The sequence below is a fragment of the Sediminicola sp. 1XM1-17 genome, from assembly GCF_037203765.1.
Taxonomy (GTDB): domain Bacteria; phylum Bacteroidota; class Bacteroidia; order Flavobacteriales; family Flavobacteriaceae; genus Sediminicola.
Window position 1 is genome coordinate 256,679 of sequence record NZ_JBBCAS010000001.1, and the last position, 16,926, is coordinate 273,604.

Consider the following 16,926-nt stretch of genomic DNA (forward strand, 5'->3'; position numbering starts at 1 on the left):
TTGCCCTACATTTGAAGGACCATAGCATAAGTAGGTTAAGTTCATGGTAAGATTTGGGGAAAAAAGGTGGAGGCAACTCCGCCTTTTTTATTTCTGATAATCAATCCACTAGCGCCAATCCCTTCCCCAAACCAAAAATTTCAAAAATCAAACTTTGGAAAATTTATTACTTTTTCTTTGTTATTTCTCACAATACCAGTAATTTAGTACCGCCATAGCATAAGTAGGTTAAGTTTATGGTAAGATTTGGGATGAAAAGGGTGGAGACTTCTCCACCCTTTTCTATTTACACCCATCAGACATTGTTTGTTCCCAACGAAGTATACCACTAACACACAGAAGATTAACGAGCCAAAACACTCCACAGCTAAAGCATTTCAACATTACTTTTTTAGCATAAAAAAACCACCTTACCGAAAAGCAAGGTGGTCCACAAACAATTTGTTGTAATCTTATTTGTTGGCTTTATAAAGTTCTGAGACTTTGCTCCAATTGATTACATTGAAGAAATGCGATATATAATCTGGTCTTCTATTTTGATAATATAGATAATAGGCATGCTCCCATACATCCAGTCCCAAAATTGGGAACCCTCCACAGCCAACCTCTGGCATCAATGGGTTATCCTGATTTGGTGTTGAGCATACTTCCAACTTTCCGCCCTTATGAACGCACAACCACGCCCAACCTGATCCAAATCTTGTTCCGGCCGCCTTGGTAAAGGTTTCCTTGAAACTATCAAAAGATCCGAAAGCAGCTTTGATTGCATCGGCCAGCTCGCCCGTTGGCTCTCCCCCTCCTTTTGGGGACATGATTTCCCAAAACAAGGAGTGATTGTAAAACCCCCCACCATTATTACGAACCGCCGCATTGGACATATCCAAATTTTTCAGGATATCCTCAATGGATTTGCCGGCAAGGTCAGTTCCTTCAATTGCGTTGTTCAAGTTGGTTGTATAACCATTGTGATGCTTGGTGTGGTGTATTTCCATGGTTCTAGCATCAATATGAGGTTCCAATGCATCATGTGCATATGGTAATTTTGGTAATTCAAAAGCCATAATTATAGTGTTTTAATGTTAATTGTTCAAGTTTCCCAAATTTAGGGTTTTAAGATGCAATTTCCATTAATAATTTGTTAAGAACTGTTCAAGAATCCTTAATTTGCAAATAAAATTAGTGCAGAACACCTCCTATAAAATCTATAATGCCTCCGCCGGTTCGGGAAAAACTTATACCCTTACCAAAGAGTATTTGAAAATTATTCTGTCCTCCAGTTCAAAGCGCAGTTTTCGTCAGATATTGGCCATTACATTTACCAATAAAGCGGTCAATGAAATGAAGCAAAGGATTCTGGGAAGTCTGTTCGAATTTGGGGAGACCCTTTCCACAGATGAAGCATCCCCCATGTTCTTGGCCATTTCCGAGGAGTTGCAGATAAGTCCAGCAGACCTACAGAAGAAAGCCAAAAGAACCCTCAAGGAAATCTTGCACAATTATGCATTTTTTGATGTATCCACCATTGACAAATTTACGCATCGACTTATTCGAACTTTCGCCAAGGACTTAAAGCTGCCCCAAAATTTTGAAGTGGTTTTGGACACCGGCCTACTTTTGGATGAAGCTATAGCCAGACTGATAAATAAGGCGGGTACAAATGAAGAGTTGACCAAGGTATTGTTGGAATTTGCCCTGGAAAAAGCCAATGAGGACAAGAGTTGGGACATCAGCTTGGATTTGGCAAAAATTGGAAAGTTGCTCTTTGATGAAAACCACTCGGATCACCTGAAACAGATTGCCGATAAGGAAATAACGGATTTTTTGGTCTTGAAGAAAAAAATCCAGTCAGAAATATTGAATTTAAAGAACGACTCTAAGGTTTTAGCCAGCAGTATATTTTCTTTAATTGACAGCTTTGGCCTAGAGACCACCGACTTTCCAAGAGAAACACTACCAAACCATTTTAAAAGGATTGCAGATGGTGAAATAAACGCTGGTTTGTATAAAAATCAGTTGGAACAGCACCTCCAAAATAATGCCATACTTAAAAAGGCCAAATCTGCATTGGATTCTGAAATTTGTCCACCACTTTTGGAAATCTATTTAAAGATAAAACATAACGTTTATCAAATTCTATTTCTTGAGAATGCCTATATTAACATAGTTCCCCTTACCGTTTTGAATGCCATTCAACAGGAAGTGAAAGCCTTGGAATTGGAAAGGGACCAACTCCCCATATCTTCCTTTAATACCATCATTTCCAAAGAAATCAAAAATCAGCCCGCTCCCTTTATCTATGAAAGGCTCGGTGAAAAATACCGTCATTATTTTATTGACGAATTCCAGGACACCTCTGAAATGCAATGGAGCAACCTCATTCCTTTAATCGGAAACGCCTTGGAAAGTGAAGATCTTTTAGGCCAAAAAGGGTCTTTGCTCTTGGTCGGAGATGCCAAACAGGCCATTTATAGATGGCGGGGAGGGAAAGCAGAACAATTCCTGAACCTTATCAATCTAGAAAAAAATCCGTTTGTCCTTTCTCCTGAGACCAAAAATTTACCTGCCAATTATAGGAGTTTTGAGGAGGTCATAAAATTCAACAACGATTTCTTTACCATATCAAGTCCATTTCTCCAAAATACGGCTTACAACCAATTGTTTCTGGAAGGGAACAAACAAGAATACAATTCCAAGAAAGGAGGACTGGTATCCCTAACATTTATTGAGGAATCGGAAGAAATGACCGAAGCTGAACACTATTGTGCCTCCATACTCAAGACAGTTCATGAAGTGCGTGAAAAGAATTTTGGCCTCAAGGATATTTGTATCCTTACCCGCAACCGAAAGCACGGGATATTGATAGCGGATTTTTTAATGAGCGAGGGCATCCCCATTATTTCATCGGAAACCCTTTTACTGAACAGCAGTCCAAAGGTTCAATTTCTTGTTGCCCTATTGATGCATTCAATTGACCCCAACAATAGGGAAAACGTTTTTGAAATACTCTATTATCTATCAGGCGACCAAGGACCCAATCATCATTATATAGCGCACCATTTGGAGGATTTGGACTCCCTTTTAAAAAACGATTATAATTTTGACACCACCTATTTAAAACAGCACTCTGTTTATGATGGCCTTGAACAAGCCATCAAACAATTTGGATTAATTCAGGGATCGGACGCTTATATTACCTATTTCATGGATACCGTCCTGGAGGTGGAGCAAAAAAATGGAAGCAGTCCACACACCTTTTTGGCCTATTGGGAAAAGAAAAAAGATAAGCTCAGTATTACCGCACCGGACAGTGTAAACGCCATACAGATCATGACTGTGCACAAAAGCAAGGGATTGGAGTTTCCAATAGTGATATTTCCTTTCGCCAATGAACAGCTGTACAAAGAAATTGATGCAAAATTGTGGATTCCCGTAGATTCTGATGCCTTCAATGGCTTTGGGGAACTCCTGGTAAACAAAAAACAAGAGGTTATATCGTACGGGGAGCATGCAAACCAACTATATGAGGAAGAGCAACATAAATTGGAATTGGATGCCTTTAATGTTCTATATGTAGCCCTAACAAGATCTATTCAGGCCCTTTATGTACTGACCAAAAAAGACCTGAAGTCCAACGGGGAGCACAAAACCGACCATTATTCGGGATTATTCATTCATTACCTAAAGGAAAAGGGGCTATGGGACCCATCAAGAAATACTTACACTTTTGGCCAACTCGATTTTGCCAAGGAGGCCCAAAAGCAGGTAATGGGGCAGCAATCCGTTCCATATGTGCTAACCTTTAAGGACAGGCCGAGCTTTAATCTTATCACCACCTCGGGATCCCTTTGGGAATCAGGGGCCGGGATTGCCATGGAACATGGAAATATCCTACACCAATTGCTGGGTTATATCAAAACAGAGGCAGATATTGAAGAAGCGTTGACTTTGATGCAACGAAATGGTCAAATTATCTCCGATGAGCTGGATACGATTAGGGCAACTCTACTACAGATTGTCCGCCACCCGAATCTGCAGGAATTTTTCCGTTCCGATGTAATTGTTTGGAATGAAAGGGATATAATTACCCAAATCGGGTTAATTTTGCGACCGGACAGAATTGTGGTGCAGCAGGAAGGAGCGACCATTATAGATTACAAAACCGGGACAAAGAGCAGCACCCACCATGCCCAAGTCAATGAATATGCGCAGGCCATGGAGGATATGAACTTTACCGTAAAAAATAAAATTATCGTTTATATAGACGAAACCATAACAACAGAATTCATATAATACCTTAATCATATGTACGGAAGTATTCAAAAACATTTACAAGAAGAATTACAAAACATTAAGGATGACGGTCTTTATAAAAAGGAACGTATCATCACCTCTCCACAGGGAGCAGTGATCAAAATTTCAACGGGACAAGAAGTGATTAACTTTTGTGCCAATAACTATTTGGGATTATCCTCCCATCCAGAGGTGGTCAAAGCTGCAAAGGACACCTTGGACAGCCATGGTTTTGGAATGTCATCCGTGCGCTTTATCTGCGGAACCCAGGATATCCACAAAGAATTGGAACAGAAGATTGCTGACTTCTATGGAACGGAGGATACCATTTTATACGCTGCGGCCTTTGATGCCAATGGTGGGGTCTTTGAACCTTTGTTGGGGCCAGAGGACGCCATTATTTCAGATTCACTGAATCACGCCTCCATTATTGACGGAGTCCGACTTTGCAAGGCGAAAAGATACCGATATGCCAATAATGACATGGCAGATTTGGAGGCCCAGTTGATCCAAGCCAATTCAGACAAGGCACGTTTTAAGATCATTGTTACAGATGGGGTATTTTCCATGGACGGGCTTTTGGCCCCATTGGATAAAATCTGTGACCTTGCCGATAAATACGATGCCATGGTCATGATAGATGAATGCCATTCCGCTGGTTTCATCGGGGAAACCGGAAGGGGCACCCTTGAAGAGAAAGGTGTTATGGACAGGATAGATATCATCACCGGTACACTCGGAAAAGCTCTGGGCGGCGCCATGGGCGGTTATACTACAGGCAAAAAAGAAATCATTGAAATACTAAGACAACGCTCACGCCCTTACCTTTTCTCAAATTCCCTGGCACCCACAATAGTAGGGGCCTCCATCAAGGTATTTGAAATGTTGGACAAGGATACCTCCCTAAGGGACAAGCTCCAAAGAAATACGGAGTACTTCAAAAAAGGTATGAAGGATGCGGGCTTTGATATCATAGATGGGGATTCAGCCATTGTGCCGGTCATGTTATATGACGCGAAACTATCACAGCAAATGGCAGATATGCTTTTGGAGAAAGGCATCTATGTCATTGGATTCTTCTTTCCAGTTGTACCAAAAGGGAAAGCAAGGATCAGGGTACAACTTTCAGCGGCCCATGAAAATGAGCACTTGGATAAAGCAATCCAAGCATTTACAGAGGTTGGCAAGGCTTTAAACGTCATATAATATAGGTTTTAATCCAAAGCAAATCAGTTAAAAAAAATAGGAAATTGATTTTGTTAATAATTTTTAACAACTTACATTTGCAGCTAATAAACACTTAAACTTAAATTTTAATACATGAAACATCTTAGCAAATTATTAGTTGTGGCCCTACTTGTGGTAGGTATAAACAACTTACACGCGCAGGACGAAAACAACCCATGGCAGGTTAGTTTTGGTGTTAACGCGATTGACGTTTATCCAACTGGTGATGTAAGCTCATTTGGAAACGAATACTTTAATGTAAACGACCACTGGAACATTCTTCCTTCTATTTCCTACGTTTCTGTATCCAAATATGTTGGTGACGGATTTTCTATTGGAGTTAGAGGTTCTTTGAACAGAATTTCCAAATTAGGAGATGTTAGTGTAGATGATCTTTCTCACTATGCTGCTGATGGTACCATTAAGTACGCATTCTTGAAAAACACTAAATTGGATCCTTTCGTTGAAATCGGAGGTGGATATACTTGGGTGAATGAAATAGGTGCTGGAACTGTTAATGGAGGTGTTGGTGTAAACTACTGGTTCAACGACAACATCGGATTAACTGTACAGACTTCTTACAAGCATGCTTTCGAAGATTACGGTGTAAAACATTTCCAACACTTAGCTGGTATCGCCATTAAATTTGGTGGAACTGATACAGACGGTGACGGAATTTATGATAAAGACGATGCTTGTCCAGAAGTTGCTGGTCTAGCAATGTTCAACGGATGTCCTGATGCTGACGGTGATGGAATCGAAGACAGCAAAGATGCTTGTCCTAATGCAGCTGGTTCTAAAGAAATGAACGGTTGTCCTGATACTGACGGTGACGGTGTTGCTGATAAAGATGACGCTTGTCCTAACGAGGCTGGTCTTCCTGCTTTAGCTGGTTGTCCTGATGCTGACGGTGACGGTGTTGCTGATAAAGATGATGAGTGTCCTAGCGAAGCTGGTCCTGCTGAAAACAAAGGATGTCCTTGGCCTGATACTGACGGAGACGGTGTATTGGACAAAGATGATATGTGTCCTGATGTAGCTGGAACTGTTGCTAACAAAGGTTGTCCTGAAGTAACTGAAGAAGTTCAGAAAAAATTGAACGACTACGCTAGAACTATCTTGTTCGACACTGGAAAATCTTCAATCAAAGCTGAATCTACTTCTGTAATGGTAGATATCATCTTGATCTTGAAAGAATATCCAAACTCAAAGTTCACTGTTGAAGGTCACACTGACAGCGTTGGAAGTAACTCATTGAACCAAAAATTATCTGAGTCTAGAGCTAATTCAGTAAGAGACTTCTTGGTAAAAGAAGGTATCGCTGCTGACAGGTTGACTGCTATCGGATATGGTGAGGATAAGCCAATCGCTACCAACAACACAAGAGCAGGTAGAACTCAAAACAGAAGAGTTGAAATTAACTTGATCAAGTAATCCAGTTAAACTCTCAATCATAATTAAAAGCTCCGCATCTGCGGGGCTTTTTTTGTTTAATACAATGACGTAAGCCCATTCATGGCCAAAAAACTACTTTATATCCCTATATTTAGCCTCCTAAATTAAGTGTTCCTTTATGAAGAGTTTTCTTGAAGAAGTTATAGAAGAGGTATCCCATAAATACGGTTCCCTCGAGGATATAGTTTTTGTACTTCCCAGCAAAAGAGCTGGAACCTTCTTAAGAAACAGCATTGCCAAAACCACAACAAGGGCCAGCTTTGCACCAGAGATCTACAGCATTGAAACTTTTATTGAAAAAATGGCCGATCTGGGCTATGCCAACAATACGGAACAGTTGTTCCAATTGTACGAATGCTATCTCAAAACCGTTCATGAAGAACCTGAAAATTTTTATGCCTTCTCTAAATGGGGGCAGACCTTATTACAGGACTTCAACGAAATAGACCGATATCTGGTAGATCCTAAAGCTATCTTTTCCCATCTCTCCGCCATAAAAGAGATCAACCATTGGTCCCTACAGGAGGGCAAAACACAAATGATAACCGATTATTTACAGTTTTGGAACAACCTCCCCGAACTGTACGATGCCTTCAACTCTTCCCTTTTGAAAAAAGGGTTGGGCCACCAAGGTCTGGTATACAGAAAGGCCACCGAACAACTGAAATCATATTTGACCGCCCATTCCAAGGCCATCCATATTTTTATAGGCTTTAATGCCCTGAACACCGCAGAATCCAGAATAATCCAGGAAATTTTGGAAAATTCCACCAGTGAAATATATTGGGACATCGACCCTTATTTTTTGGAGGACCAAATACACGATGCCGGACATTTCATTCGCCAGCATATGAAAACTTGGAACTATTTCACAAACAAACCAGTGCAAGGGGTCAAGGAAAATTATCTGGAAAAAAAAGACATTAAAATCGTAGGCCTCCCCAAAAGCGTATCCCAAGCAAAATATGTTGGCCATTTGCTGGACAAAATTCATGCTGAGAACCAAAACCACCTTAAAAATACTGCCGTGGTCCTAGGGGACGAGACCCTGCTCAACCCCATCATGAATTCCGTCCCTGAAAAAATTGAAGGGATCAATATTACCATGGGCTACCCTTTGCACAACAGCCCTTTGGCGGGTTTCTTTACACAGTTCTTTGATCTCTATCTAAATAGAGACCAACAAGGTTGGTATTTTCAGGACCTGCTCAGTTTTTTATCACATCCCTATACCAAGATCTATTTGACCCGAAACGGCACTGATGGAGGCTACATCCTGAGTGAGGCCATAAAATCCAAAAACTGGTCGTATGTAAACAAAGAGAAAATCGTTTCGGTCATGCCACCTGCCATAACCAACATACACCATCTATTCTTTAGCGAAGACAAATCTATCCGTGATTTTCTGGAGACCTGCTCCACAGTCATAACAGGACTAAAGGAGCCGTTCAAGTTAGGTGGCCAGGATCTGGGTATGGAGTATCTCTATAGATTTCATGAACTATTCAACCAATTGAACGATTTGACAAGGCAGTACCCATTTATTTCGGACCTAAGGTCCCTGAGTGGACTGTACAGGGAGCTACTGTCATCAGAGACGTTGGACTTTAGGGGAGAACCTTTGAAAGGACTTCAGATCATGGGGATGTTGGAGAGTAGAAACCTCGACTTCGAAACGGTGATCCTTACCTCTGTCAATGAGGGGATACTGCCCTCGGGCAAAAGCAATAATTCCTTTTTGCCCTTTGATCTAAAAATAGCTTTTGGATTACCCACCTACAAAGAAAAGGATGCGGTATACACCTATCATTTCTACAGGCTTTTACAGCGTGCCAAACAGGTCTATATCATCTACAATACCGAACCAGACGTTTTGGAAGGTGGTGAAAAGAGTAGATTGATAGCACAAATGTTGACCGACAAGAACAGAAGCGCTGATATTACCGAACTTACGGCCGCCCCTGAAATTAGCCCTTCTATCAAAAAACCATGCACCATACAAAAAGAAGGACTGCTCATGGAAAAGATCAAGGCTTTGGCCGAAAAGGGGTTTTCCCCTTCCTCTTTGACCAATTACATCCGCAATCCCATAGATTTTTACAAGCGGAGCATCCTAAAGATTGATGATGTCAATGAAGTTGAAGAAAATGTCGCTGCCAATACCTTTGGTACCATTGTACACGATTCCCTGGAAGAACTCTATACCCCTTTTATTGGTGAAATCCTGACTAAAGAAGGTTTGGATTCCATGCTCCCACAGATCAACCATGTGGTCAAAAGCCATTTTGCAAAGAGTTATGCCGATGGTGACATTAGCAGGGGCAAAAACCTGATAGCATATGAGGTGGTCATACAGTACATCAAGAACTTTATCAAAGCTGAACTTGGGGAAATCCAAAATCACGACATAAAAATTTTGGGGCTTGAGGAAGGCTGGAACACCACAGTTGAAATAGAGGGGCTGGATTACCCCGTTGTTCTAAAAGGTAAACTGGACCGTATTGATGAACGGGATGGAATGCTACGAATCATTGATTATAAGACGGGAAAAGTGTCCTCCACCGATGTGGAGGTATACGATTGGCAAGAACTTATTACCAATTATGATTTCAGCAAGGCCTTTCAATTGCTTTGCTATGCCTATATGTACCATAGCAAAAAACCGATACAACAACTGGAGGCAGGCATCATTTCATTTAAAAACCTGAAGGATGGACTGCTGTTGTTCGCGACAAAATCAAAAAAGGGCGACCGTAACAAGGATACGCTGATTACCCCAGAAACGATCGCCCTTTTTCACTCCGCCTTGCAAACCCTGATTTTGGAGATTTGCAATCCGGACATTCCCTTTATGGAAAAAGAGGTTTAAAATTATTTTAAATCCGGTCTTGTTGGCCTTACCTCAATCTTACTTGGAAGGGTTCTTGGGTTCATTCTCAACAGATCCAAAACCAGCTCTCCGATATCCTCGGGTTGAATCTTCCAGGCATCTGCCTCAGAAGGTTCGTGGTCATTGAAGTGGGATGCTACCGAACCCGGCATAATCGTGGATACTTTAATATCATACTGACGCAAATCCAACATGGCCGCTTGCGTAAATCCTACCACACCAAATTTTGTGGCATTGTATCCCGCTCCGTTGGCAAAGAAATTTGTTCCCGCCAAACTGGCCAAAGTTATATAATATCCTTTTGAGGCCTTTAGAGCTTCTACAGTCGCTTTTAAGGTATGGAAGACCCCATTAAGGTTCGTATCTACCATTTGGTGCCAATCGTCCTCCGAGAGCTCGTCCACGGGAGCAAAATGTCCAACGCCGGCATTGGCCAGAACTACATCCAGTTGTCCCCATTTATCCAAAATGCTTTTTACCGCAGCCGCTTCATCACCGTGTTTGGTGACATCCGATGCAATGGCCAGTACCTTGTCCGATGCTCCTAGGTCATTGGCCGCCTTTTGAACAGTCTTCAAATTTCTACCACTAATAGCAACACGCATTCCTGCCCTGAGCAATTGCGCTGCCACTCCAAAACCGATGCCTTTGGAACCTCCGGTGATATATGCTACTTTATTCTTTAATTCGGTCATATCTGTTTCTTTTTTCGTGAAATTATAATTAAGAACCATCATATAAAAATGATGGACGTTATTGTTTTCTTAAATCAAGTGCAGATTTTTCCGCAGCCCAACAAACCATCCAAAAAAATATAGCCCTGTCCTATTTTGCGAACAATGGCAAAGAGGGCAGGGCAATTTTGTAAATGGCTCTTATTAGTTCATCACCAATACGGAAGCTATTGAAAAATTACGATCCCAAGGGGTGGGATATCGATTCTCACTGATTTATCTTGACCGTTCCATGGCGTATTGGAAGCTTTTATGGTCGTGTTCAACATGCCACTACCCCCGTATTTTTTATCATCGCTATTGAATACCTCCTTGAATTTACCAGATTTCGGAACACCAATATGATAGTTCTCCCTAGGAACCGGAGTGAAATTACAGGCGATAAATAGATCGTTCTTTTTGTCATGGCCTTTTCTGGTGTAGGTAAGTACGGAGTGCTCATGGTCACCATAATCTATCCATTGAAAACCTTCCGGACTGAACTGCTTTTCGTAAAGGGCGGGATGGGTCTTATAAATTTCATTCAGATCCTTTACCATTTGTTGAACACCTGAATGAACCTCGTATTGAAGTAGGTGCCAGTCCAGACTTGTTTCAAAATCCCATTCCGAAGACTGTCCAAATTCTGCTCCCATGAACAGCAACTTTGTGCCGGGGTGCGTGTACATATAGCCGAGCAACAACCTCAGATTGGCAAATCTTTGCCACTCATCACCGGGCATCCTATAAAGTAGCGATTGCTTGCCGTATACCACCTCGTCATGGGAAAAGGGAAGCATAAAATTTTCGGTAAAAGCATAGGTCATACTAAAGGTAATATCGTTCTGGTGATGCTTTCTATATATGGGCTCGTTCTTAAAATAGGTCAGGGTATCGTGCATCCAACCCATCATCCATTTCATACCAAATCCGAGACCGCCCAAATAAATAGGTTTGGATACGCCCGGAAATGCAGTAGATTCCTCGGCAATGGTCTGCACCCCTTCAAAGCTCCTATAGACCTCTTCGTTAAGCTCCTTGATAAAGGCAATAGCCTCCAAGTTTTCGTTGCCCCCATACATATTGGGCTCCCACTCACCATCTTCCCGAGAATAATCCAAATAGAGCATCGAAGCCACGGCATCTACCCTTAGCCCGTCTATATGGTACTGTTCTAGCCAGTAAACGGCATTACTGATCAAAAAGGCCTTGACCTCATTTCTCCCGTAATTGAATATAAGGCTCTTCCAATCTTGGTGGTAGCCTTTTCTTCTATCCGGATGCTCATACAAGTGGGACCCATCGAAAAAGCCAAGTCCGTGGGCGTCTTCGGGGAAATGGGAAGGTACCCAATCCAGAATGACCCCAATATCGTTTTGGTGCATTTTGTCCACCAGTAATTTAAATTCTTCAGGTTTTCCAAAACGGCTTGTAGGGGCAAAATATCCCGTAAGCTGGTATCCCCAAGAAGGATCATAGGGGAATTCCATGATGGGCATGAACTCTACATGGGTAAAGCCCATTTCCTTGACATAGGCCACCAGTTCATCGGCCATCTCCGTATAGGTCAAGAACTCCTTCTCGTTTTTCTTTTTCCAAGATCCCAAATGCACTTCATAAACGGCATATGGCCTATCCAAACCGTTTTTTTCGGCCCTATAGCCCATCCAATCGGAATCTTTCCAATTGTAGTCGTCATCCCATACTACGGAAGCCGTTTTTGGGGGATGTTCGCACAACCTCGCAAAGGGATCTGCCTTTTCCGTTTTCATATCGTAGTTATGGGAGTGTATTTTATATTTATAAACGGCTCCCTGCTCCACTCCGGGCACAAAACCTTCCCAGATGCCACTTCCGTCCCAGCGCACATTTAACTTATGGTCGCCTTCCAGCCAATAATTGAAATCTCCAACGACAGACACTGATTTTGCGGTTGGTGCCCAAACGGCAAAATAGGTTCCTTTTTTCCCATTTACCTCAATGGGGTGCGACCCTAATTTTTCATATAATCTATAGTGTTTCCCTGCCTTGAACAAGTTTATATCGAACTCTGAAAATAAACTGTGTGGTATGACTTTTCCCATGTATCCTTCTAATTTTCCTCGTTAATTATACTCATTATGCCCTGGAGTGGAATTACGGCCCACTGCGGTCTTGAATTCATTTCATATCCCAGTTCATAAACGGCTTTCTCCAGCATACAGTATTTTAAAATAAAGATCCGTTCCTGAGAGTACCCAATATTTAAATTATGTTGCCGTACCAAACCTACATAACTGCCCATGAAAACACCAATAAAGTATCGGTATAGGATTTCCCCCGCTTTGAACAACTCCTCCTGGCTATAGGGATATTCCTCCCCATGGCTAAAAATAGTTGAATAGATCGAATAATGAAAGGAACGGAAAATCCCGGCAACATCTTTTAAAGGAGGCTGTTTTACCTTTCGGTCCCTGATGGTGCTTTCGGGTTCTCCTTCAAAATCCAGTAAGTAAAAATCGTCATCCTTTACTAAAATTTGTCCCAAATGATAATCTCCATGTATTCTTATCCGCTCCCCCTTTAGCTTGGTCCAGTCGAAATTGACAAAACGTTTACGGATTTCATTCTTTCGCTCCAAAAATTCCTTGCCAAGTTCAAGGGAAAGACCTTTGAGCCGGTGCATATTGTTCTCCACAATGTTCAAGCGGTTTTGAAATTGATAGAGCAATCTGTTCTTGAGCCAAACCTCATAGTCTCCGTTAAAGTGGGTCGGTGTAAATGCCGTATCCCCGAATTCCGAACCCAAGGCAATATGCATTTCTGCGGTCCGCTTTGCCAAGATCTGTAATTTTAGGAACACGTTGAGTCCGGCCCAATCTATAATCTGATGTGGCACATCGTTAATGCCAAGGCTTTCAAAGATGTGCACTTCCGGTAGGCGGTTGATATCTATTTTCTTGTATTCCAAGTTCCCGAAGATCTTTTTGACTTCCTTCAACATATATTCCCAGGCATCACCCTGATTGGGAACCAATTCCTGCATTAGGGCCACTGTGATATTGAAATCGTCCTCCACTACGTTGATACTGCCCTGATAGGCCGGGGTGTTTTTATAACCCTTATGTTCCGACAGGAAACAGCTCATCTCGTAGTCCGGATTTTTATCGGAATAAATACGCCTAAAGAATTTGATGACCGATTTATCATTGATGATGATGGAGGTATTGCTCTGCTCCATACCCATAAAACGTGAGGACACATATTCCGTATCGTGGAAGTTAACACTCTTATGGTACCTTACCTTGGTGGTATCATTGGGGACGGAATTCACAATACGCTCAAAAACTAGCTTCCTGAACGCCTCCAAATTTAGTGCATCAACAATATATCCCTGCTGATCCTTGATAGATAAGGGCAAGATGCGTTCCTTCTCATCAAAACTTCCATCTGAAACAAAGGCAATCGGTAAAAAATAATGCTGGAAGAAAGCTTCTTCAAAATTTACTTCCAGCAACAGCCCGTAATAGACCTCTTCATTTTGCTGGATCCTGAAATATTTCTGAAGTTCAATGTATTTTAATTTGCTGGACTTGCCACCATACCAACGCTGCTGCACGATATAATTTTCAAGTACGTCCGATAGGAAGGCCTTGGTGAATTTTTCATCCTCCATCAACTCCTCCCAGGGCACATCAAAGGAATAAGGCGGTTGCGCTATTGAGTCTTTCTTTGTTTTTCCCATGGTTCTACTTGTTTATATGAAAAATATGAAATGGCAGGGCAGGGCTCAATTCCACATAGTTCCATTCGGTGCTCCAGTTGTAACTATTTTCCGTCATGGCGTCCTTCATGTTAAGGGGGTGCCCGGCACCTACCCCTATGGCCTCAAGAGGCAGCTGAACAAAACCTTGCTGCGTATGGTGGGAATCTAAGCTGATTACCGTTAGGGTTTCATCGGACCTATCATCGCTCCATTTGTAAAATGCGATCAAATTGCTGTTCTCAATATGACAAAAACGTATGTTGTTTGTCTGCTGTAAGGAAGCGTGGCTTTTACGTGCCTCATTTATTTTTGTGATCAGATAGGTGAGTTTGTTCTGGATGTTCCAGTCCCAATGCCTAATCTCGTATTTTTCACAGTTTATATACTCTTCTTTTCCTGGTATGGCGTCGGATACCATGTATTCAAAAATAGGGCCGTAGATCCCCAAATTGCCACATAGGGCAGCTGCCAGAACATATCTGATCAGGTGCATGGTCTCGTTGGCGCCCTGAAGGTGGTAGGGATTGATATCAGGCGTATTGGGCCAAAAATTAGGACGGTAATATTCCTTCATTTCCGATTGTGTAAGCTCGGTCATATATTCCATGAGCTCCCCTTTGTCTACCCTCCAGGTAAAATAGCTATAGGACTGTGAAAATCCTTGCTTGGCCAATTGCTGCATCACTTTGGGCCGTGAAAATGCCTCCGCGAGGAACAGCACATCCGGATGTTTCTTTTTGACCTCGGCAATCAGCCATGCCCAAAAATAATAAGGCTTGGTATGTGGATTGTCTACCCTGAAAATATTGATTCCGCAATTGACCCAATGTAGGGTTACGCTGAGCAATTCTTCCCATAATTCCTTGTAAGCCTTGGTTTCAAAATAAAAATTGACGATATCCTGATATTTTTTAGGCGGATTTTCAGCATATTGCATAGTGCCATCTGGTCTCTTTCGGAACCATTCGGGGTGGTCTGTAATGTAAGGATGGTCCGGTGCTGCCTGGAAGGCAAGATCCATCCCAATTTCAATACCATGACCCTTGGCCTTTTGTACCAGATCCCTAAAATCGGCCTCTGTGCCCAATTCAGGATGTATGGCCTTGTGTCCTCCCAATCTGGAACCAATGGCCCAGGGCACGCCAGAATCGCCGTCCTTGGCATTGGTGGCGTTGTTCTTCCCTTTTCGGTTCTTTTCACCTATGGGATGGATGGGGGGAAAATAAAGGGTATCAAATCCCATCCCTGCAATTCTAGGCAATAAGCGCTCACAATCCTTAAACGTACCATGCCTGCCAGGGTCAGGGGCGGCAGAGCGGGGAAAAAATTCGTACCAGGTACTGAAATTGGCCTTTTTGCGGTCTACATAAACCTGCAAGGTCTTACTGTTGTTGATAAATAAGCGCTGAGGATGCTCAATAAACATACGGCATAATTTTTTGGACGTGGCCGCTTTTACCGCGCTATCGTACGCTTGCTCGTCCTTAAACTCCCTCATCCATTGGAGCACCTGTTCTTTATCGCCGGAGGAAACCTTTTTTGAGAGGTACTCAAGGTACTGTATCCCGTCCAACAGTTCACTTTTTACATGTTGACCATCTTTTATCTTGGCTTCAATGCCATGTTGCCAGTTCAGGGCATAATCTACCCACCCTTGCACGCTATATTCATAAAATCCTTGCTTTTCAACTTTGAACGTGGCCGTGTAGCGATCGTTCCCTAAATGTCTCATGTGATCATGCGTAGGCTTTTTGTCGTCCTGGTGCTTGTGGACGACCTCTACTTGGATAATATCATGTCCATCGGGAAGTACATCTGCTGTAACCGTGACCGTTTCCCCAACGACCCTTTTTATAAAGAAACTGCCACATTCCAATTGTGGCGATACATTTTCTATAACTACACGATGTTGTCTTAACATAATTAATTCGGTTTAGTTGCGCTTAAGGTTATTTATGGAATTCAAGATACATTATTTAATGATGCTATTTTCTGTACTCGATAATCTATTTATAAGTTTTGATCTGTCCAAACAAAGTACAAAAGGCCTTCTATAGAAGGACCATGTCCATAATTTACAAGAAGCCAGAATAGACCATGGTCTGCCTATATGCACACATCATTGCCCGGGAATCCCATAAACAATTGTTTCAAATATTACCTATATTGAACATATCACTCACCATTTTCAAATCACTGGGCAAACCATTTCCACACACGGACCCAAAAGCGTATCCCAACCCTGGTGACCCAACAAGCGCAAGCACCCGTTAACCATTAATCTGGATATGTTCCGGTTTCTTGTCGGCCAAAGAAAGTTTGTATCCCAAAGGCCAAAACCCATCTGCCGGATCCCCAAGAAACCCAGTTTGCCCTATTGAATCATTGTGCATGAAACAATGCTATGTAAACAAGCAAAATCCAATCAAAACTTATTGGAGAGAAGTAAAAAACAAAGTTCTGATCTTCGTAAATATAGGATATTTTTTAAAAATTTAACAACTAAATGCAGGATTGCACAGTGATATGGGCGGCATCCCCAAGAATTGTATAATGACCAGCAATATTTATGCTCCCATAAAATATCGAATCCCTTATCGAGATTA

9 protein-coding genes are annotated in these 16,926 nt (G+C 42.0%); 4 read left to right on the forward strand and 5 right to left on the reverse strand.

The window, feature by feature from the left end:
- Positions 1-452 precede the first annotated feature (452 nt).
- The gene (locus WAA86_RS01200) at positions 453-1,061 is read right to left on the reverse strand and encodes a superoxide dismutase (protein WP_337299140.1); all 609 of its coding nucleotides are present in this window, start codon (positions 1,059-1,061) and stop codon (positions 453-455) included.
- A 103-nt stretch (positions 1,062-1,164) separates the two neighbouring features.
- Here WAA86_RS01200 and WAA86_RS01205 point away from each other — a divergent pair, with 103 nt between their 5' ends.
- The 4 genes from WAA86_RS01205 to WAA86_RS01220 all read left to right on the forward strand — a co-directional run bounded on the left by WAA86_RS01205 (position 1,165) and on the right by WAA86_RS01220 (position 9,841).
- Positions 1,165-4,290, forward strand: a complete 3,126-nt coding sequence (locus WAA86_RS01205; RefSeq protein ID WP_337299141.1) for a UvrD-helicase domain-containing protein — start codon at positions 1,165-1,167, stop codon at positions 4,288-4,290.
- A 12-nt stretch (positions 4,291-4,302) separates the two neighbouring features.
- Positions 4,303-5,496: a glycine C-acetyltransferase gene (kbl, locus tag WAA86_RS01210; RefSeq protein WP_337299142.1), complete on the forward strand. Its 1,194-nt coding sequence runs from the start codon at positions 4,303-4,305 to the stop codon at positions 5,494-5,496.
- Between the two features lie 114 nt (positions 5,497-5,610).
- Positions 5,611-6,951, forward strand: a complete 1,341-nt coding sequence (locus tag WAA86_RS01215; RefSeq protein ID WP_337299143.1) for an OmpA family protein — start codon at positions 5,611-5,613, stop codon at positions 6,949-6,951.
- A gap of 139 nt (positions 6,952-7,090) precedes the next feature.
- Complete coding sequence (locus tag WAA86_RS01220) at positions 7,091-9,841, forward strand: PD-(D/E)XK nuclease family protein (RefSeq protein WP_337299144.1); 2,751 nt, start codon at positions 7,091-7,093, stop codon at positions 9,839-9,841.
- A gap of 2 nt (positions 9,842-9,843) precedes the next feature.
- Here WAA86_RS01220 and WAA86_RS01225 read toward each other — a convergent pair whose 3' ends face one another.
- The 4 genes from WAA86_RS01225 to WAA86_RS01240 all read right to left on the reverse strand — a co-directional run bounded on the left by WAA86_RS01225 (position 9,844) and on the right by WAA86_RS01240 (position 16,241).
- On the reverse strand, positions 9,844-10,557 hold the full coding sequence (locus tag WAA86_RS01225; protein WP_337299145.1) for an SDR family oxidoreductase: 714 nt from the start codon (positions 10,555-10,557) through the stop codon (positions 9,844-9,846).
- 206 nt (positions 10,558-10,763) lie between these two features.
- Positions 10,764-12,659, reverse strand: coding sequence for a 1,4-alpha-glucan branching protein GlgB (gene glgB, locus WAA86_RS01230; RefSeq protein WP_337299146.1), 1,896 nt, complete (start codon positions 12,657-12,659; stop codon positions 10,764-10,766).
- An 8-nt stretch (positions 12,660-12,667) separates the two neighbouring features.
- Positions 12,668-14,299, reverse strand: a complete 1,632-nt coding sequence (locus WAA86_RS01235; protein ID WP_337299147.1) for a maltokinase N-terminal cap-like domain-containing protein — start codon at positions 14,297-14,299, stop codon at positions 12,668-12,670.
- 4 nt (positions 14,300-14,303) lie between these two features.
- On the reverse strand, positions 14,304-16,241 hold the full coding sequence (locus tag WAA86_RS01240; RefSeq protein ID WP_337299148.1) for an alpha-1,4-glucan--maltose-1-phosphate maltosyltransferase: 1,938 nt from the start codon (positions 16,239-16,241) through the stop codon (positions 14,304-14,306).
- Positions 16,242-16,926 lie beyond the last annotated feature (685 nt).

Excerpts from the sequence above, each read along its gene's own strand:
- WAA86_RS01200 (WP_337299140.1), bottom strand. The coding sequence starts at position 1,061 with ATGGCTTTTGAATTACCAAAATTACCATATGCACATGATGCATTGGAA.
- kbl (WP_337299142.1), top strand. The coding sequence starts at position 4,303 with ATGTACGGAAGTATTCAAAAACATTTACAAGAAGAATTACAAAACATT.
- WAA86_RS01215 (WP_337299143.1), top strand. The coding sequence starts at position 5,611 with ATGAAACATCTTAGCAAATTATTAGTTGTGGCCCTACTTGTGGTAGGT.
- WAA86_RS01220 (WP_337299144.1), top strand. The coding sequence starts at position 7,091 with ATGAAGAGTTTTCTTGAAGAAGTTATAGAAGAGGTATCCCATAAATAC.
- WAA86_RS01225 (WP_337299145.1), bottom strand. The coding sequence starts at position 10,557 with ATGACCGAATTAAAGAATAAAGTAGCATATATCACCGGAGGTTCCAAA.
- glgB (WP_337299146.1), bottom strand. The coding sequence starts at position 12,659 with ATGGGAAAAGTCATACCACACAGTTTATTTTCAGAGTTCGATATAAAC.
- WAA86_RS01235 (WP_337299147.1), bottom strand. The coding sequence starts at position 14,299 with ATGGGAAAAACAAAGAAAGACTCAATAGCGCAACCGCCTTATTCCTTT.
- WAA86_RS01240 (WP_337299148.1), bottom strand. The coding sequence starts at position 16,241 with ATGTTAAGACAACATCGTGTAGTTATAGAAAATGTATCGCCACAATTG.